The following is a 19,544-nucleotide window of genomic DNA, read 5'->3' as shown; positions in this document are numbered from 1 at the left end:
TTTACTCAATTGTACAAAAATATACAATTTGGTTTATGGATTTTTAATTAACTATACAAAGTAAAACTACAAGTATCACTTAAATAAATATGTGGCCCAAAACTTAATTAATCATTATGTTTTATAAATATATAGCTATACAAACCAGCCAATAACTAATCAACTAATTCAACTACATTTGCGTATGCTTAAAGCGCTTGATATTAAAAAGAATTACGGTGAACTCTCTATTTTAAAAGGGGTGAACCTCGAAGTAAATAAAGGCGAAATTGTAACCATTGTAGGTGCATCGGGTGCTGGCAAAAGCTCGTTACTTAATATTATAGGTACGCTTGATAAAGCCGATTCGGGTCAGTTGTTTTTGAATGATACCGAGATCAGTAAGTTCAACAGCAAGCAGTTGAGCCATTTCCGTAATACGCAAATTGGGTTCATCTTTCAGTTTCACCACCTGTTGGCCGAGTTTAATGCGCTCGAAAACGTGTGTATCCCGGCGTTTATAGCCGGTAAGCCCAAAGCCCAGGCCGAAAAACGTGCTGCAACCTTATTAGATATGCTCGGCCTGAGTAGCCGCGTTTACCATAAGCCCAACCAACTTTCGGGCGGTGAGCAGCAGCGCGTGGCTGTAGCCCGAGCACTTATAAACGAGCCTGCATTGATTTTGGCCGATGAGCCTTCGGGCAACCTCGATTCGGCCAATGCACGCGATTTACATGAACTGTTCATTAACCTGCGTAACGAGTTTAACCAAACCTTTATTATTGTAACCCACAATGAAGACCTTGCTGCCCTTAGCGACCGTAAGGTAACTATGAAGGATGGCCTGATAGTTTAAAATATATTACAACAATAGTGTATACCCTTATAACTGCTGCCAGCTCGGCAAGGGCTTATCAGCTTAAAAATCAATTAGCGCTGCCCAACGTATTGCTTGGCGATTTTGAAGACTTGCCCCAAGTAATGCTCAAGGCTGGTACCATGATCAAATTGCCACCGCCCTCAAGCGAAACCTATCCGCACCAAATGCTGGCCTTGTGCCTCGATCATGGTATCGACACCGTTTACCTGTTGCATGCCGAAGAGATGAACGCGCTTGCCCCGGCCACGCTGTTGTTTGATGAATATGGTATCACCCTAAATGCTCCCCATGATTAAGTACGCCAATATTGACCCGCGTATAAATGCGTTTATTTTCGAACTGGATAATGTGCTCTATCCTGAAAAGGATTATTTGTACCAGGTGTACTATTTGTTTGCCGGTTTTATGGAATATACCGAACTGCTGGACGCACAGGTACTGGTAAAACTCATGGTACAAACCCACGAGGAGCAAGGCCCTAAAGCTGTATTCGACGTGGTGCAGGATCGTTTTAAATTAGATGAAAAGTACCGCACCAATTTTGAGCATCTGAAAATTAATGCACAAGTACCGCTAAAGTTGCTGCTATACCCCCAAATGCTGACTTTATTGCAGGATATAGTAGTAGACCGCAAGCAGATATTCATTGTTACCAACGGCAACCCGCAGCAGCAACTCAACAAAATAAAACATACCGACTGGCAAGGCCTCGAAAAATACCTCACCTGCTACTTTGGCGAAGAAGTAGCAGCCAAACCAGAGCCTGATATTATCGATATGCTGATTAAAAAACACGAACTGCAGCGTATCGAGATATTAATGATAGGGGCAACCCAAACAGATGAGTTGTGCGCACAGGCGTGCGGGGTAGATTATTTATCAGTTGCAAATTAAATTTTTTTATTATCTCTAATTAAGTTCTTATATTAGAGGTTAGAGAAAATTTATTAACTGAATGAAAAGAACTTTATATTTTTTGCTTTTACTTTGTATTGCCTTTGCATCATGTAAAAAAGGAAGTAAGACCAACGATCAGGAGCCAACACCAGAAGAAAAAGCCGAGGCTTTAAGGCTTGTAAAGGATTCGATCTATTTGTATGCGCAAGAATTGTACCTATGGTATGATGCCTTGCCATCTGCCGCTGTGTTTAATCCTACTCAATATACAGGCAGCTCATTCATCAATGCCTTTCAGGCCGAAATTGATGCTTTCTCACAATTAAAGATCAATCCATCTACCAATCAGCCTTATGAGTATGATGCCAGCTACCCGGGTACGGCTAAATATTCGTACATTGATGAAGGCCAGGCTGCCACCTCCATTGGTGGCACCGGAGGCGATTTTGGCTTTGCTTTAACTTATATAACCTCAAGTGATCTGCGCATACGATATGTATACCCGGGTTCGTCGGCCGCTACGCAAAATATAGCGCGCGGATACAAGGTAACTGCTATTAATGATGCCTCGGTTGCTTTAACCACAGGTGGTAATAACGATCCCGCTTATATTCGCATATCAAATGCGTTAGGAGAAAACAGCATTAAGCTTACCCTTTTACGTCCGGATGGTACTACTTTCACTACAACGGTAAGTAAAACCACTTACACTATAAACCCGGTAATTAAGTACAGTACCATTACTTCCTCAACTGGTAAAAAAGTAGGTTATTTTGCATTCAGTCGATTTACAACTCTTAGCAATGCCCAGGCAAAAATTGATGAAGCCTTTGCCAAATTTGCTACCGATAATATTACCGAGTTGGTGGTAGATCTACGTTATAATGGTGGCGGTGCGGTTGAAACTTCACAATATTTGGCCAATTACATGGTGCCCGCTTCAAAGAACGGAACGACTATGTTTACTGAGTATTTTAATGATAAATTGCAACGTGATGTATATCCGTTATTGGCAAGAAAATATCGCATTGATAAAGGTGATTTTAGTACAGCGACCAATACTTATAAATTTTCTAAAAAAGGTAGTCTTAATTTAAACCGCGTATTTTTTCTGGTTACTGGTAATACAGCCTCGGCCAGCGAGTTGCTCATTAATAATCTGCAACCAACTTTACCTCAAGGAGTTCAGTTAATTGGTAAAACCACATACGGCAAACCAGTAGGTTTTTTTGGTATTCCGGTGGGTAATGCATCACAGTATGACTTATATATATCTGAGTTTGAAAGCCGCAACGGCGCAGGTAAAGCCGATTTTTATCAAGGCATGGTACCGGCCAGTGCTAATTACCCCGGTGCAGTGGTTGACGACGATGTAACCAAAGACTTTGGCGACCCAAACGAAGCCATGTTAGTACGTGCCCTCAATTTTATTGATAAAGGCACCTATACTGTTACCGGTTTAGCCAGTACTTTCTCCGAGAAAACTCAGGAAAACCAAATGCTGCGCCAAGCCAATCAACTCATTGATCTTAAGCAACAGTTTAGCGGTGCGGTACACAGTGGTAACCTTAAGCGTTTAAATAAATAGTATTAATCGGCCAGTTGACGTAAATCCACCGGCACTACGCGAGATATTCCCTGTTCAACCATAGTCACACCGTAAACTACATCGGTGCTGGCTATGGTTCTTTTATTATGTGATACGATGATGAACTGCGAGTCGGAAGAGAACTTGCGGATAATGTTGTTAAACTTATCAATGTTCGTATCATCCAAAGGCGCATCAACCTCATCAAAAATACAGAAGGGCGCAGGCTTTAACAGGTAAAGCGAGAATAGAATGGCTGTAGCCGTCAGTGTTTTTTCGCCACCCGATAGTTGGTTTATGGATAGCGGGCGCTTGCCCTTAGGCTTGGCAATAATATCAATGTCCGATTCAAGCGGATGGTCAGGGTCGGTGAGTACCAGGTCGCACGAGTCTTCCTCGTTAAACAACGAGCGGAATACTTTGATAAAGTTTTCGCGCACCATGGTAAACGAAGCCATAAATTTTTCTTTGGCTGTATCGTCAATTTCCTGAATGGTAGACAGGAGTGAAGCCTTGGCCTCTATCAAGTCTTTCTTTTGCGTTTGAATAAACTCGTAACGCTCGTTCATTTCCTTAAAGGCGTCCAAAGCCATAGGGTTAATGGCACCAAATTCATCGAGCTGTTTCTTTAATTTTTCGGTTCTTTCACGCAGGTCTTCTTCATTTTCCCCGTCCGGGACTTCGGTTTCTAAAAGATCGTTTATGTCGAGATTAAACTCTACCGAAAGGCGCTCCTTTAGGGCGTTAAGCTCCAATTTAAGGTTGTTGCGTTTATCTTTCAGTTCGTTTTCAATAACATCAGCCTGGTCTTTTTGGCGGCGTAATTGCGTTACAGCATTCTCAGTTTCGTTAATCTGGCCGCGCATCTCATAGTACTCCTGCTCGGCAGCTTTGGTAGCTTTTTCCAATTCTTCACGTTGGCTGTACATTTCCAGCAGTTCATCATCCGAAAAGTCGGTGTGTTGCAGGGTTTCTAACAAAGCAGCCTGCACCTTATCCATTTCTGCGTTATTGTTGTTAATGCGGGTTTCTAAGCTATCCTGTTGTGTTTCGCGGTATTCCAGATCTTTTACCAGCCCCGAAACTTTATTTTGCTGCTGGTGAAAGCGGATGTTCTCCTGGTTATAAGCATTACTTTGAACGGTGGTGTACTCGTTCAGCTCATTAAAGGCTTGTTGCTTATCCAGCAGCAAATCGCTCTGTATCTCTTTTTGGGTTTTAAGCTCGGCCACTTGCGGTATGAGCTTTTGCTCATCCTCTTGTATGGTGGCAATTTTGATTGCAATATCGTCTTTACGGTTACGGCTGTTGGTAATAAAGGTCTGGTATTGCTCGCGGCGCGTGGTTACGGTTACCAGTTCGGTATTCAGGCGGTTAAGCTCCAGTTGCTTCTGCTGAATTTCGGCCGCCTTACCAGATGCTTTTAAAGCGGTCAGTTTGCTTTGCAGCGTTTCCTGATGGGCTTTAAGAGTAGCTATTTCCTGTTCGCTTTGTTTGATCTCTTTGGCTAAGTTTTCCAGGTTTTTGGCCCGGCCAATACGCTTACCCTCAAATAACCCTACCGAACCACCGGCCATGCTCAATACCGATTTACTGAACTTACCGCTTTTACCCAGCAGCACCACATCCTTCGGAACAACTGAGCTATTCAACGCGGCATCAGATGTATCATCAACCAGATATACATTGCGTAACAGGTAGTTACACAACGGTCGATAACGCGACTCAACCTCAATTACACTAAGGGCTGGTACCCAACCCGCATTATAGTCCACGGTTTCGGCTGTAGCTAATGCAGCGTAGTGATTGAGTATAAAAAACTGGGCCCTGCCGCGCGATGCATTGCGCAATAAGTTAATGGCCTTAATGGCATTATCATAATCCTCAACCACAAAGTAATTCATGAGTGGTTCGAGGTAGTTTTCAATGGCTATACGAAACTCTTCGCGACAAAAAAGAATATCACTGAACAGGTTGATATTTTTAGCCCAGTCAGTGTTTTTTTTCAAAAAACGGATAGACTCAGGGAAACCTTCCAGATTGTCAACCATACTCTTGGTAAGGTTGTACTCGTTTTGTTTGGCATCCAGCTGTCTGCCCTGGCGAGATACACGGTCTTTGGTATCGTTAATACCCGCTTCAGTATCTTTGATCTGATCTTGTAATTGGGCCTCAAACTCTATAGCAGCTCGTTGTTCTGCTTCGGCAGTTTCGGTGCGGTTCTGTAGTTCGGCCACCAGATGGTTAAAGTGCGATAACTCCACCTCGCGGCTGGCCGTATCTTCCATATTGCGCTGGCTTTCCTGCTCTAAGGCCTGCTGCTGTATGCGCAATATGTCGAGGTCTTTTTCGGTTTGGTATATCTGGTTTTGCAGCCGGTTGTTAATGCTGGTCAGCTCATTTAATTCGGCACGTGCAGCGGTTTGTTCCTGGCGCAGTTCGTCAACAGCTTGTTTTAAATCGGCTACCTTGTTGCGCACGGTCTCCAGGTTTTCATCTTCCTGCAGTTTTTCTTCGCTCAGGCGTTTAATATTATACAGTACGTGGTTAAGCTGGTTCTTATCGCGTTCCAGCTCTTCCTTCAAACGGGCTTCCTTATCGCGCTGAAACTTGAGCTGCTCGTTCTTTATCTTTTTTTCACTCTCATAAGCACGTATTTTACCCACATATTCATTGGTGGCTTTTTGCTGTATGGAGAGGTTTTTCTCTTTAGTAAGATTATCCAGCTTTTGCTGCTGAAGCATAGCCTCCAGCGTATCAATTTTGGTGGTAATACCCGAACGTTCCTCGCGATGCTTTTGATCCTGCTCATCGATACGCTGCAACGACTCGCTGAACGAAACGATACGGAACGACGCCAGCATAATGCTCAACGTTTTGTATTGCTCCTTTAAACGATAATAACGCTCGGTTTTCTTGGCCTGGTTTTCCAGCGTTTTCAGGTTCTTCTCTATCTCGAAAAGCAGGTCCTGCACACGCTCCAAATCAGCCTCAGTATCTTTTAACTTATTGAAAGTTTGTTTTTTACGGAGTTTATATTTAGAAATACCAGATGCTTCTTCAAACAAATTCCGACGTGAACCTTCCTTGTTAGTAATGATCTCGTCTATCATCTTGAGTTCGATGATAGAGTAGGAGTCGGAGCCTATACCGGTATCTAAAAAAAGGTCGGTAATATCTTTTAAACGACATTGTACATCGTTCAACCGGTATTCACTCTCGCCGGTACGGTACAGCTTACGGGTAAGCGTTACCTGCGAAAACTCGGTGGGCAGTACGTTTTTAGTATTATCAAAGGTTAACGACACCTCGGCCAGGTTGGCCGGTTTACGGCTTTTGGTACCATTAAAGATGATGTTCTCCATCTTTTCCGACCGCAGGGCACGGGTACTCTGCTCGCCCAAAACCCAACGTATCGAATCGACCACGTTTGATTTGCCGCAACCATTTGGCCCAACAATAGCCGTAACCCCCTCGTTAAAATTAATGCTTATTTTATCGCCAAAGCTCTTAAATCCTTTGACCTCTAACTTAGTTAACTGCATTTACCAGCCAGCGTACTTTTCAATCGTAATAAATATCAAATTAACGAAAATTATTGAAGATTACATGATTGTTTTGGGGATTACGCTGATTCTGTATTGAAAGTTACACCGATTGGAGGTAATTGAATTTATCGACTAATATTGTGTGCGATAGTTAGATATAAATCTCCCCCCTCAAATAAGTAACTGCATTGCCGCTCATCAACACCCGGTCGCCTTTTAACTCGCACCAAAGCTCGCCTTTACGGGCAGATAGCTGGTAGGCATGCAGCTCGGTTTTGCCCAAACGTTCGGCCCAGTAGGGTATGAGGTTACAGTGTGCCGATCCGGTTACCGGGTCTTCGGGTATACCTGCCGCAGGAGCAAAAAAGCGCGACACAAAGTCAACATCCTTACCTGGCGCCGTTACTATAATGCCAACGGCATCTACCTTGGCAATGGCAAAATGGTTGGGTTGCAGGTCAGTAATGTCCTGCTCGTTTTCGTAAACTAAAAAGTAATCGCGCGAGCGTAATACCTCGGCGGGCATATGATTGTTCAAGCCTTCCAGCAGGCCATTAGGCATTTCGGCCGGGTAGGGCGGGCGCGATGGGAAATCGAGCGTGTAGCGGTCACCGTTTTTACTTACGGTGAGTATACCTGCGGTTTGGGTTTCAAATTGTATAATGCTTTCGGTGTACCCTAATTCGGTATATATAATGTGGGCAGTTGCTAAAGTAGTGTGTCCGCAAAGGTCAATTTCCAATTCGGGGGTAAACCAGCGCAGGTGAAAGCCTTTGTCGGTAGGTACAAAAAAAGCAGTTTCGGCCAGGTTATTTTCGGCTGCTATTTTTTGCATGGTGGCTTCGGGTAGCCACTCCTTTAGCGGACAAACTGCTGCAGGGTTGCCGCCAAATAGCTCACTGGTAAAGGCATCGGCCTGGTAAATAGATATTTTCATAACAAATGCAATGTTAATTAAAGGGAACTCAAATAGCCATAAGTTACCAAATCATCATGGTTGGTAATTAATTTGGTGGTGCCATTACTCAATAATACAATTTTATTGCTTACTTCCAATATATTGTAGTACTGATGATCGGTTATAATAAAACCTTTATATGCAGAACGCTTGCGTATAATCTCTTTTATTTCTTCGGCCTGTACGGGCGATACGTGTGTAAATGGCTCATCCAGCAAAATATAATCGGCTTTGCTGTAAAGTATCAACAGCGTTTCCAGTTTGCGGAGTTCACCGCCCGATAGCTGATCGGCTTTATTATTACCATGCTTATTAAAAATCTCGTAAGTTGTAAATTCCTCCCATGCCTGTTCATCAACCAGCATACGCGCTAAATCATTTATGCTGGTATGCTTTGGCAAATAGTTGTGCTGGGGTAAGTATGCAATTTTGCCACTTTTGTAACCGTTGGTAATATAAATATCATCAATGCTGATGTACTTGTATGCAGGTTTTAATGTGCCGAAAATTATACGTAAGAGGCTCGATTTACCGCAACCGTTACGACCAAGCAAGCCTGTTACTTGTCCGGCCTGGCAGTCAATATATATATCCTGCAAAATTTTACGGTTATCAAATTCTAAAAGCACACTATCTACTTTAAGCATATCAGGCAATAAACTTTACATATATAACAACGAGTACAAAAAAGATCAAAATATCAAGCGCAAAACTTATTAAGTATAATTTGCGTACAGCGGTGCCCGTATTGCGATAATAAAAATAAACTTGTGGAGCGAAATAAGTTTGGTAAGACACTGCACCGGCATATCCTACAAGTTTAAGAGGAATAGCAAGTATCAGAGCCGCTAAGCCACCTCCTATGATGATGTATAAACTTAAAGCAGTAAATGCTAAATGATACAACCAAAAAGGTCGATTAAATTGCAAAAGCAACTGGGGGAGGTTTAACATCAGTTAGTGAGCGATAAAGGTTAAATAACATAAACAGATGCAGGAGGACTTTAGTATACAGATGGAGGAATAATATATTAACCTTTAAAACATACTCAATTGTTCATTGCCTTTATCTCCATGGGAGATTCGTACCTGGTTTACAAAGTTATGGGCTTGCCGGGTGGGTTCGGGTATACGGTAGCCGCGTATGCAGGTTTTAATAATATCAATACTTTGAGCCATGCTTACCTTGTGTCCGGGTGATACGAATATAGGTTTGCAATTCTTTTTGCTCCGTAGAGCTATGCCTATAACCTCATCTCGGTCGTACAAAAGGCTTTGGGCAAACGGCTCGTTGGTAGGTTCAGTGTATCTGCCGCTCAGACGGTTTTTAGCGCTGCCGATGGAAGGTGCATCGGTTAATAAACCAAAATGCGTAGCAAGGCCCATGCGGTGCTCGTGTGCTATGCCTTGCCCGTCAAGCACCATCACATCAGGTTTAGTTTCGAGTTTATTCCAGGCATCCAGCAAGGCAGGCACTTCTCTGAAAGCCAGTAAGCCGGGAATATAAGGGAATGAAGTGCGGCCAATTGCCGATGCCTGGCCTATAACTTTCAATTCAGGATAGGTAAATAGAACGATGCCGGCGTAAACGGTTTCCTCATATTTGTTGAACGAAATATCGGCTCCGCCAATAATGTTTATTGGTTTATCAAGTGTTTCGATCATTACGTTGTTGCGCATTTGCTCATGAACGGCAATGGCCTGGGCAGGGGTGAGGTGTTCATAATCGGCGGGAAGCATAATGATTATAAACAAAAAAGCCTCCAATTGTTCATCGGAGGCTCTGTATTATTTGATTAGGGCTTAACCTAAATATGATTTTAAAATTTTGCTACGCGATGTATGGCGTAAACGTTGTAATGCTTTGTCTTTAATTTGACGTACACGTTCGCGGGTAAGGTTAAACTTCTCGCCGATTTCTTCTAACGACAGTGGGTGATTGGTACCCAAGCCGAAGAATAAAACGATAATTTCGCGCTCGCGCTCGGTTAAAGTAGAAAGTGAACGTTTTATCTCTTCTGAAAGCGACTCGTTGATCAGTATAGAATCGGTATTAGGCTCCTGATTTTCCAGTACGTCTAACAGCGTGTTTTCTTCGCCCTGAACGAATGGTGCATCCATAGATACGTGACGACCCGAGTTACTTAGCGTGTCAGAAATTTTATCAACAGTGGTTTCCAAAATGTCAGCTAACTCTTCAGGTGACGGCTCGCGCTCGTATTCCTGCTCTAATTTAGAGAAAGCCTTACTGATCTTGCTTAACGAACCTACCTGGTTCAAAGGCAAACGTACAATACGTGATTGCTCGGCAATGGCCTGTAAAATTGATTGACGAATCCACCAAACGGCGTAAGAAATGAATTTGAAACCTTTAGTTTCGTCAAAACGCTTAGCTGCTTTAATCAAACCTAAGTTACCTTCGTTAATTAAATCGCCCAGCGTAAGACCTTGATTTTGGTATTGCTTAGCTACCGATACCACAAAACGCAAGTTGGTTTTGGTTAGGCGCTCTAAAGCTGCCTGGTCGCCTTCGCGTATTTTTTGGGCTAATATTACTTCTTCTTCGGCAGTTATCAGGTCAACCTTACCAATTTCGTGTAAATACTTGTCTAACGACTGCGATTCACGATTGGTAATGGATTGGGTTATTTTGAGTTGTCTCATTAATGTATTACCTCGATTCTTGTTTTAGAATTGAACGTGCAAAGGTACTAATTGTTACTGAAATTTACTACTGTAATTTGATAATTACAATATTATTACTATTACAATGTTTACAGTTCATTCAATATTTATTGTTATATCTCACAAGTTGTACTAAACTATAATTTTGAAATCAAATGTGTGTCAATTTAATGAGATCTTTAATACGTATACCTTTTTCGGTTTGTTGTAAGGTGCAGCACTCGTTTATGGCATCATGTTCAAAAAAAAGCACATATTTATTGTCTAAAGCTTGCTGCAAAAATGTCTTTTTTTCTGCCATGGCCTGTAAAGGATGTATGTCATATGAAGCCACATAGGCAATGGGTAAGTGGCCGGTAGTGGGTACTAAATCAGCTATAAAAAATATCTGGCGGCCTTTGTAATTAATTAGCGGTAGCATCATAGCATGGGTATGGCCCGAGACAAAATGTAGCTTAATATTAGGACTGAATTGAATGCCGTCTTTTATCTTAACAAACTTTAACCGACCGCTTTGTTGCAGCGGTTCAAGGTTTTCTTTCAGAAATGACGCCTTTTCGCGATCGTTTGGGTTTTCGGTAGCCCATTGCCAATGCTCCTCATTAGTCCAATACGTAGCATTTTTAAATGCCGGGAGTAGTTGTTCTCCGTATTTAATTACAGCGCCGCCTACATGGTCCAGGTGCAGATGGGTGAGGAGCACATCGGTAATATCATCAGGTGTAAAACCATATGAGGCTAATGATTTTTCAAGTGTATCATCACCGTGTAAGTGGTAAAATGGTTTTACTTTATCACTTAGCTTAGTGCCTATACCGGTGTCTATCAATATTAATCTGTCATTATCTTTAACCAGCAAACAGCGCATGGCTAAGGTGCACAGATTATTCTCGTCGGCCGGATTGGTTTTGCTCCATATAGTTTTGGGCACCACGCCAAACATAGCGCCGCCATCAAGCTTAAAAAGGCCGGTATTAATTGTGAAAAGTTCAGCCCCTGAATTCTCTTGAAGAGTAGCAGGATTTGACAGGTTGATAGACATTGTTTACAAATATAAAAGCCCTCCTCACTTTTACAGCAGAAGGGCTATTTATTTTTTTATTTAAGATTTGATATTTTTAGAACTATCACTTTTAGCGTACTTATAAGTGAATTACTTCTCCGTACGCTTCAGCAGCAGCTTCCATAACGGCTTCGCTCATGGTTGGGTGAGGGTGAACCGATTTGATGATCTCATGACCGGTGGTTTCCAGTTTGCGGGCAGTTACCACCTCGGCAATCATTTCAGTAACGTTAGCACCAATCATGTGTGCGCCCAAGAATTCACCATATTTGGCATCAAAAATAACTTTAACAAAGCCATCTTTAGCACCTGCCGCACTGGCTTTGCCTGATGCAGAGAATGGGAAACGGCCAATTTTAACTTCGTAACCTGCTTCTTTAGCTGCTTTTTCGGTATAACCTACTGATGCAATTTCAGGTGAGCAGTAAGTACATCCCGGAATGTTGTTGTAGTTTAACGGCTCAACATGCTGACCGGCAATTTTCTCAACGCAAATAATGCCTTCGGCCGATGCTACGTGAGCTAATGCTTGTCCTTTAACAATATCGCCGATTGCGTAAACGCCTTCGATGTTGGTTTTGTAGTAATCGTCAACCAACACTTTGCCTTTGTCGGTTTTTACACCAACTTCTTCAAGGCCAATGCCTTCAAGATTAGTAGTAACACCTACAGCCGAAAGCACGATCTCTGCTTCTAAGGTTTCAACACCTTTAGCAGTTTTAACGCTTACTTTGCAAAGCTCGCCGCTGGTATCAACCGATTCAACAGTTGAACTGGTCATGATATTGATACCTTGTTTCTTTAAGGTACGGTTTAAAGCTTTTGATACTTCTTCGTCTTCTAACGGAACAATATTATCTAAAAACTCAACTACAGTTACTTTAGTACCCATAGCATTATAGAAGTAAGCAAACTCGATACCAATAGCGCCCGAACCCACAACTACCATTGATTTAGGTTTTTGAGGCAATACCATAGCCTGGCGGTAACCAATAATTTTTTTACCGTCTTGCTTTAAGTTAGGTAATTCGCGTGAGCGGCCACCGGTAGCTAATATAATATGTTTGGCAGTGTGTTCGGCTTTTTTACCATCGGCAGCGGTAACTTCAACAGTACCTTTGCCTTTTAGCTTACCAAAGCCCATAATTACATCAATTTTGTTCTTCTTCATCAGGAACTGAACACCTTTGCTCATGCCATCGGCTACACCGCGGCTACGTTTTACAACGGCACCAAAGTCGGGCTCGCCTTTAACGTCAACAGTTATACCGTAATCGGCAGCATGATTAATATATTCAAATACCTGGGCGCTTTTTAATAACGCCTTAGTTGGAATACAACCCCAGTTAAGACAAATACCACCCAACGATTCTTTTTCGATGATGGCGGTTTTTAAACCCAGTTGTGAAGCGCGGATTGCAGCTACATAACCACCCGGACCAGATCCGATAACAATTAAGTCGTAGTTCATTATGTTATGTTTTTCTTTTTCAGTTCTGAGGCCAAATCTAAATAAAAAGGATGACAGTATAAAACGGTATCATACTGCGCATTTATTCTGAAAATAAGTGAGTGGTTTACACTAACTTAACATTAATTTGGAAAATTTATTAATAACAGAATAAAATATGGTAACAAACCGATAGTTATTTGAAGGAATTTTAAACAAACACGATAATTGACAACAAAATCTTTAATAAATCAACAAAATAATGACCGAATGTTAAAAAAATCCAATATTTATTAACATTGACTTAACATAGGAATGGAAGTGAGTAATTATCTTTGTGCTGAATTTTAAAAACTATTTAAACGTTTCATTAAACAAAAACAAAAAGCATGAAGAAAATTTTACTTCTCGCGTTATTTTTCCTGTTTACTGCCGTTGCTACCTTTGCACAGGTAACATCGAGTAACATGACGGGTACCATTAAGGATACCAAAGGAGAAGCGCTTGCCGGGGTTACTATCAAGGCAACGCACTTACCTTCAGGTACTACTTATGCTACCTCTACCAATGCCAATGGTTTATTCAACTTGCCAGGTATGCGTGTTGGTGGTCCTTACACTGTTGATATTACCTATATTGGTTTCAACAAAGCAACCTATACCGATATTACTTTACAATTAGGCCAGCCTTACGTGTTAAACTCAAGTTTAACTCAGGGTGGCGTTGAATTAGGTGCAGTTACTGTAACCGGTACCAAACGTATTGCTACTGCAAAACAAGGTGCAAGTACCAACATTAACCGTACTCAGTTAGCTACTTTACCTACATTTTCACGTAGCATAACCGATTTTACCCGTTTAACACCACAGTCAACCGGTACCAGCTTTGCAGGTCGTGAAAACCGTTTAAACAGTGTAACTGTGGATGGTGCCAACCTGAACAATACCTTTGGTACATCAGATGCTTTGTTACCAGGTGGTGGTAATGCTCAGCCTATTTCAATTGAGGCTTATGATGAGGTGTCGGTAAATATTGCTCCGTTTGACGTTCGTCAATCAGGCTTTACCGGTGCAGGTGTTTACGCCACTACTAAAAGCGGTACTAATACTTTCCATGGATCGGTTTATGGTTTTTACAGAAACCAATCATTCAATGGTACTAACATAGGTGATGTTGATTTTAGCGCAAATAATGCTAAATCAACTCAAAAAACGTATGGTGTAACTGTAGGTGGTCCAATTATTAAAAACAAATTGTTCTTCTTTGCCAACTTCGAAAAAGAAGAGCAATCACAGCCAGGGATCAACTTCTCTCCAACCGGTGCAGGTGCATCAGGTTTAGGTATTATTGCGAGCACACCTGTTGCCGATCTGCAAGCAGTATCTAACTCATTAAGAACAAGATTTGGTTATGAAACCGGTGGTTATGATAACTTTGCTGCTTTTAAGCCTAAAAATACTAAAGCATTAATTAAGTTTGATTACAACATTAACGATAAGAATAAACTTACCGTTAAATACAGTTACCTAAACGCTACCAGCGATAACCAGGTAAACGGTACAAGTACACCAAACAATGCTGCATTTACAGTAACTGGTGCTAACGGTTCGCCGTCAACCCGTAATACAGGTGGTTTACCTAACGCACGTTACAGTAATCAATCTATTGCGTTTGAAAACTCTAACTACGGTTTCATTAATAAAGTACATACAGGTACTGTAGAGTTAAACAGTACTATTAATTCAAAAATGTCTAACCAGTTGTTATTCACATTTAAAAAGAATGGTAGTCCACGTACTTCTAAAGGTGAGATATTCCCAACTATTGATATTTTCAACGGTGCAGGTGTAAATTACATTACAGCAGGTTCTGACCCTTATACTAAATACAATGATGTGATTGACAATACCACTACATTGTATGATAACTTTACCTACTATGCAGGTAAGCACACTTTAACAGGTGGTATTAGCTATGAGTACCAACGTGTAGGTAATGCATTTATGCCGGGTGCTGCAGGTTCGTACATTTACAATTCGTTACAAGATTTTCTTGACGACAAACCTCCGGTACAATTCACTTACAATTACTCATTAGTCCCAGGTCAGGATAAAGTATTTTCGGCTAACCTGAAAGTAGGAACTATTAGCTTATACGCACAAGACGAGTTTAACGTAAACAGCAACTTTAAGTTGACTTACGGTTTACGTGCCGACAAGCCAATATATCTTGAAAACCCAATTGAGAACCCTCAGTTATCTGCATTGCAGTTCCCTGATCCAAACTCAACCACCGGTGGCATGAAAACCTATAACTCAGGTTTATGGCCAAAATCATCATGGTTATTCTCACCAAGAGTTGGTTTCCGTGCCAGCATGCTTGAAAACAATTCATTGGTATTACGTGGTGGTTTAGGTATTTTCACAGGTCGTATACCTTATGTGTTCCTAACTAACAATCCAAGTAACAGTGGTATGTATAACTTTGGTGGCGTAGCTACTGCGGCACAATTGCAAAACATAAAATTAGTTTCTGATCCAAGCGTATATGCTAACTTGTTCCCGCAATCAGCAGGTACTACTTACCAATCGTCAAGTGTTGTAATTGACCGTAACTTTAAATTTCCTCAGGTTTTCAGAGCTAACTTAGCAGCTGATAAAAACTTAGGTAACGGCTTTACTGGTACAATAGAGGCTATTTATACTAAGGATATTAACGCTACACGTATGCGTAACCTTAACTTAAAAACCCCTAACGGTGTAATTGTTGAAGGTGATTATACCCGTCCTCGTTACATAGGTACTGGTGCTAACAATGCTGTTACCGCACAAGACCGTAACATCTATCCAAACTCTCCTGCATTATCAGTAGTTGCTTTAGAGAACACTAACAAAGGTTATTCGGCTGCATTTACCGCTTTGTTAAACAAAACATTTACCAATGGCTTTAACGCTTCGGTAGCTTATACTTACACTGTATCTAAAGAAGCTTTCTCAACTGCAGGTTCAACTGCTGCCAGCGTTTGGGCAACTACTGCTAACGTAGGTACTACTAACGATGTTGAGTTAGCTAACTCTCAAAATTTTGTTCCTCACCGTATAGTTGCTTCAGCATCTTACAAGTTTAACTACTTTAAGCATGGTGCTACTTCTATTGGTTTATTCTTCCAGGGTCAGGCACAAGGTACAGCATCAAGCTTTATTGTTAACGGTGATTTAAACGGCGACGGTAATGCATCATCTGATTTAATGTATGTACCAAAAAGAGCAAGCGAGTTAAACTTTTCACAATACACTACAACAGTTAACGGTGTAACTTACACTTATACTCCACAGCAACAAGCTGCTGCTCTTGATCAGTTTATCAACAACTCATCATACTTAAGCAGCCGCAGAGGCAAATATGCCGAAAGAAACGCAGCTTTCTTACCATGGTACACCCGTGTTGATGCCGACTTGAAACAAGAGTTTTACATCATGTCTGGTGGTCAAAAACACACTTTACAAATTAGTGCCACTGTAATTAACTTACCTAACTTACTTAACAGTGTTTGGGGTGTTCAAAAGCAATTCACAACTACAAGCCCGCTTCAGTACTCAAGCATCGATGCAAACGGTGTACCTACTTATACCGTACGTCAAATCAACGGTCAGTTAGTAAACACTCCATTCCAGAAGTTATATACCACCGGTACTACCTGGAGCATGTTGTTAGGTGCCAGATACTCATTCTAATATTGAAGTATACAAGTAATTGTTAAATACATAAAAATTATACAAATGAAAAAATATATTAGCGTTGCTTTAACTGCACTGTTAACATTGGTTATGTTTTCATGCAAAAAGGAAGCTGATGTTGCAGCTACCGAAGCTAAATTACCCGCTATACAATTAAGTAGCTTAGGTTATACCCAAACAGGTCCTTTTACATTGGTTACCAGCGCATCGGGTGTAGTGCCTCAAACTATTGCAACTGTATTGCAATTATATTTTGGTGCAACTACTACTAATACCGCGCCAGGCCGTTTTACCTTAGAGTTTATTGAAGGAACTTCAATATCAGCTACTTCTGTAGTAGTAAAAACGGTTAATTTTAACAACTGGAAAGGTGCTGATGATACCTCTTTACCGGATAGAAAACCTACCCCGTTAATTAATCATAGCATAACTTATACATTGCAACCAACCACCTACGAAAATACCCAGGTATATGGTGGTAGCATCCAGGTTAAATTAGCTTTGTTAGGTTTAAGTGCTAACAAAACCTATTCAGTTAGGGCAACAGCATATTCGGCCGATGGTACAAAAACATCGGTTTATAATCAGCTGTCGTTCTTTAAAACTATATAAGTTTTATTATACTACTAAAGCCCCGGTTATGAAATAACCGGGGCTTTTTGATTTAAAAGGATGTTGATATTTAGAATCTTTCCCAAAACGGCGGCGGTGCTATACCTAATGAGCGCAGGTAAACAAAACCTTGTGCACGGTGGTGAATTTCGTTATCAATAAAGTATAACAGGGTAGAGTACAATTTATCTTCGTACATGCCAAAGGCCGCTTCGGTTTGATTTAAGCGGGTTGTAGTAACCTGTGGGGCTAATTCATTTAACAGTTGGGTGGTTTCATCCCAAACAGCCAGTATACCTTCTTTGGTTTTAGGATAATTGCATGTGGTGTGCGAAAGCTCATCCATGGTTTTCCATTTGCCGGTAACTATACCTTCAATACCCGGGCCGGTAAGGTCTATGATCTCCATTACCAGTTCGGCAAAGGTGCGCATGCCGCCAATTGAGTGATTAAACAATTCAGCCTCCGGAAAAGCCTCAATTGTTTTACGGGTTAGGTTGCGGTGGCCTTGCCAGTGGGCAAAAAGCTGGTCGGGGCTTAATACGGGTTGGGTGCTTTCGGTTAATTGTGCAGTTTCCATGATGATTGTTGTTTTTGATTTGATACAAAGAAACCGCAGGGGAGTGACAACAGTATGTCAGCAGTAAAACCGAATTGAAATTTTATATCGAATTTTTAAAAAATCAGCACCGTGTCATTTAGAATTGATTAACATCTGCTAACTATAATTTTTCGTAACTTATACGTTTATGTACTTATTGTAACCCCCCATTTAAATGAAGAGGATCATCATATTATCGGCTGCTTTAGTGATGTTTTTTACCGGCGCAATTGCGCAGCAAATTAAATCGCAAAACGGTCATAGCAAAAATCCGTATTACTCTAATTCTGACACCCGTAAACTGAACGTAAGCAATGCGGAGTGGAAGAAGGTTTTATCGCCCGAGTTATATGCCGTAGCCCGCGAACAAGCCACCGAGCGTGCCTTTACCGGCAAATACTGGAATGCCAATGCCAAAGGCACTTATTATTGTGCGGTTTGTGGCAATAAGCTGTTTTTAAGCGATGCCAAGTTTTCCAGCGAATGCGGCTGGCCCAGTTTTTTTGAACCCGTGCGTAAGGACGCCGTTATATACAAAAGCGATAAATCTTTTGGTATGGAACGTACCGAGGTAATTTGTGCGCGTTGCGGCTCACACTTAGGCCATATATTTGACGATGGCCCGGCACCAACTTATAAACGTTTTTGTATGAATTCGGTATCGTTGGAGTTTGAACCGTTGGCAGGTGTGAAGTAATAAAAAAAATAAATGACCTTTTGTAAATACAAAAGGTCATTTATTTTTAACGGGGTTGAATTAAAGACTATTGTAATAATTCATGAGTTTAGCCACATCGGTATCTTGCTTAAAGTCAATCTTATTGTTTTTTACAAAAGCTTCAACTTCTGATTTTTTATCGGCTAATGCTGCTATAATAGCGCTTTTATTAGGCTTTAGTTTAACCATTTTAGCGTCTTTAAATAAGTAGCAAGCCACGTTATCCTCATATTTATAGTTGGAAATTCCTCCAATATCACGCACTTCAATCTTCTTTTTATAAAAGTGCTTTAATATTTTGCTTTTACCCGCTCCAAGGGTTTTATAATAGGTTTTGTCTTTCCAGTCTTCTACAGCAGGAAACCCGTTTTGATAAGTATCATCACTTAAAGTAAACCGTACAATTGGAGCGTTAAACAGCATCATAACACTATCTTTTCCGGCAAAAACAAGTTGGTCGGTCACGATGTCATACCTCAAACTGCCCTCAAAATTCTCGCCCTTATCAGTTGTAGCAATACCATTAGCCCAGCCATCGGTTAAAAAAGGTGAGCCGTCAACATCAACATTACCATACTTCCGGGTTCGTACACCGTCAACCTCAATCGACATTAGCTGTGTTGGTGTTGGTATTGATTGAATTTGAGCTTTAGATATATCAAACATCAATAAGCAGCCAACAGATATAACTGCAAAACGCTGGTAGTTATTCATAAATTTTTAGAGTAAGATAATTGGTTTATACTGTCAGGTCGACAATTCTAAATTAGTAATTTGAAATTAACTCTAACTACAATTTATCATTTTATTTAAAATATAAGAAATGAG

17 protein-coding genes are annotated in these 19,544 nt (G+C 41.1%); 7 read left to right on the top strand and 10 right to left on the bottom strand.

Annotated features, from left to right (window positions below; all coding sequences use genetic code 11):
- The first annotated feature begins 184 nt into the window (after positions 1-184).
- The 4 genes from QE417_RS03515 (at position 185) to QE417_RS03500 (ending at position 3,344) form a co-directional block, all read left to right on the top strand.
- The gene (locus QE417_RS03515) at positions 185-835 is read left to right on the top strand and encodes an ABC transporter ATP-binding protein (protein WP_311947548.1); all 651 of its coding nucleotides are present in this window, start codon (positions 185-187) and stop codon (positions 833-835) included.
- Positions 836-852: 17 nt separating this feature from the next.
- Positions 853-1,155: a hypothetical protein gene (locus QE417_RS03510; protein WP_311947547.1), complete on the top strand. Its 303-nt coding sequence runs from the start codon at positions 853-855 to the stop codon at positions 1,153-1,155.
- On the top strand, positions 1,148-1,753 hold the full coding sequence (locus QE417_RS03505) for an HAD family hydrolase (RefSeq protein ID WP_311947545.1): 606 nt from the start codon (positions 1,148-1,150) through the stop codon (positions 1,751-1,753). Before QE417_RS03510 ends, QE417_RS03505 begins: the two co-directional genes overlap by 8 nt.
- 61 nt (positions 1,754-1,814) lie before the next feature.
- Entirely contained in the window at positions 1,815-3,344 is a 1,530-nt protein-coding gene (locus QE417_RS03500) for a S41 family peptidase (RefSeq protein ID WP_311947544.1), read from the top strand.
- A 2-nt stretch (positions 3,345-3,346) separates the two neighbouring features.
- On the opposite strand, the gene smc is transcribed toward QE417_RS03500, so the two are convergent.
- The 8 genes from smc to lpdA all read right to left on the bottom strand — a co-directional run bounded on the left by smc (position 3,347) and on the right by lpdA (position 13,069).
- Positions 3,347-6,889, bottom strand: a complete 3,543-nt coding sequence (gene smc / locus QE417_RS03495) for a chromosome segregation protein SMC (protein ID WP_311947543.1) — start codon at positions 6,887-6,889, stop codon at positions 3,347-3,349.
- Positions 6,890-7,043: 154 nt separating this feature from the next.
- Positions 7,044-7,829, bottom strand: coding sequence for a PhzF family phenazine biosynthesis protein (locus tag QE417_RS03490; protein WP_311947540.1), 786 nt, complete (start codon positions 7,827-7,829; stop codon positions 7,044-7,046).
- A gap of 17 nt (positions 7,830-7,846) precedes the next feature.
- A complete protein-coding gene (locus QE417_RS03485; protein WP_311947539.1) occupies positions 7,847-8,497 on the bottom strand; it encodes an ATP-binding cassette domain-containing protein in 651 nt (216 codons plus the stop codon).
- A gap of 1 nt (position 8,498) precedes the next feature.
- Entirely contained in the window at positions 8,499-8,804 is a 306-nt protein-coding gene (locus QE417_RS03480; RefSeq protein WP_311947538.1) for a hypothetical protein, read from the bottom strand.
- Between the two features lie 84 nt (positions 8,805-8,888).
- Complete coding sequence (gene nfi / locus QE417_RS03475) at positions 8,889-9,590, bottom strand: deoxyribonuclease V (RefSeq protein ID WP_311947537.1); 702 nt, start codon at positions 9,588-9,590, stop codon at positions 8,889-8,891.
- 63 nt (positions 9,591-9,653) lie between these two features.
- On the bottom strand, positions 9,654-10,514 hold the full coding sequence (locus QE417_RS03470) for a sigma-70 family RNA polymerase sigma factor (RefSeq protein ID WP_090466905.1): 861 nt from the start codon (positions 10,512-10,514) through the stop codon (positions 9,654-9,656).
- A 172-nt stretch (positions 10,515-10,686) separates the two neighbouring features.
- On the bottom strand, positions 10,687-11,577 hold the full coding sequence (locus QE417_RS03465) for an MBL fold metallo-hydrolase (protein WP_311947531.1): 891 nt from the start codon (positions 11,575-11,577) through the stop codon (positions 10,687-10,689).
- 100 nt (positions 11,578-11,677) lie between these two features.
- The gene (gene lpdA, locus QE417_RS03460) at positions 11,678-13,069 is read right to left on the bottom strand and encodes a dihydrolipoyl dehydrogenase (protein ID WP_311947530.1); all 1,392 of its coding nucleotides are present in this window, start codon (positions 13,067-13,069) and stop codon (positions 11,678-11,680) included.
- A 368-nt stretch (positions 13,070-13,437) separates the two neighbouring features.
- On the opposite strand from lpdA, the gene QE417_RS03455 reads away from it, so the two are divergent.
- On the top strand, positions 13,438-16,782 hold the full coding sequence (locus QE417_RS03455) for a TonB-dependent receptor (protein WP_311947529.1): 3,345 nt from the start codon (positions 13,438-13,440) through the stop codon (positions 16,780-16,782).
- Between the two features lie 45 nt (positions 16,783-16,827).
- Positions 16,828-17,397 (top strand): hypothetical protein, encoded by a 570-nt coding sequence (locus QE417_RS03450; protein WP_311947528.1) that lies wholly within the window; start codon positions 16,828-16,830, stop codon positions 17,395-17,397.
- Between the two features lie 70 nt (positions 17,398-17,467).
- Here QE417_RS03450 and QE417_RS03445 read toward each other — a convergent pair whose 3' ends face one another.
- Complete coding sequence (locus tag QE417_RS03445) at positions 17,468-17,977, bottom strand: DinB family protein (RefSeq protein WP_311947526.1); 510 nt, start codon at positions 17,975-17,977, stop codon at positions 17,468-17,470.
- 196 nt (positions 17,978-18,173) lie between these two features.
- Between QE417_RS03445 and msrB the strand changes: the two genes are divergently transcribed.
- Positions 18,174-18,695, top strand: coding sequence for a peptide-methionine (R)-S-oxide reductase MsrB (gene msrB / locus QE417_RS03440; protein WP_311947525.1), 522 nt, complete (start codon positions 18,174-18,176; stop codon positions 18,693-18,695).
- A gap of 60 nt (positions 18,696-18,755) precedes the next feature.
- Here the strand turns inward: msrB and QE417_RS03435 are convergent, their stop codons facing one another.
- Positions 18,756-19,430, bottom strand: coding sequence for a hypothetical protein (locus QE417_RS03435; protein WP_311947524.1), 675 nt, complete (start codon positions 19,428-19,430; stop codon positions 18,756-18,758).
- Positions 19,431-19,544: the final 114 nt, after the last annotated feature.

This window comes from Mucilaginibacter terrae (assembly GCF_031951985.1).
In the GTDB taxonomy this organism is placed as follows: Bacteria; Bacteroidota; Bacteroidia; order Sphingobacteriales; family Sphingobacteriaceae; genus Mucilaginibacter; species Mucilaginibacter terrae_A.
The sequence above is the reverse complement of the archived record's forward strand: the minus strand, read 5'-3'. Positions and strand labels throughout refer to the sequence as shown.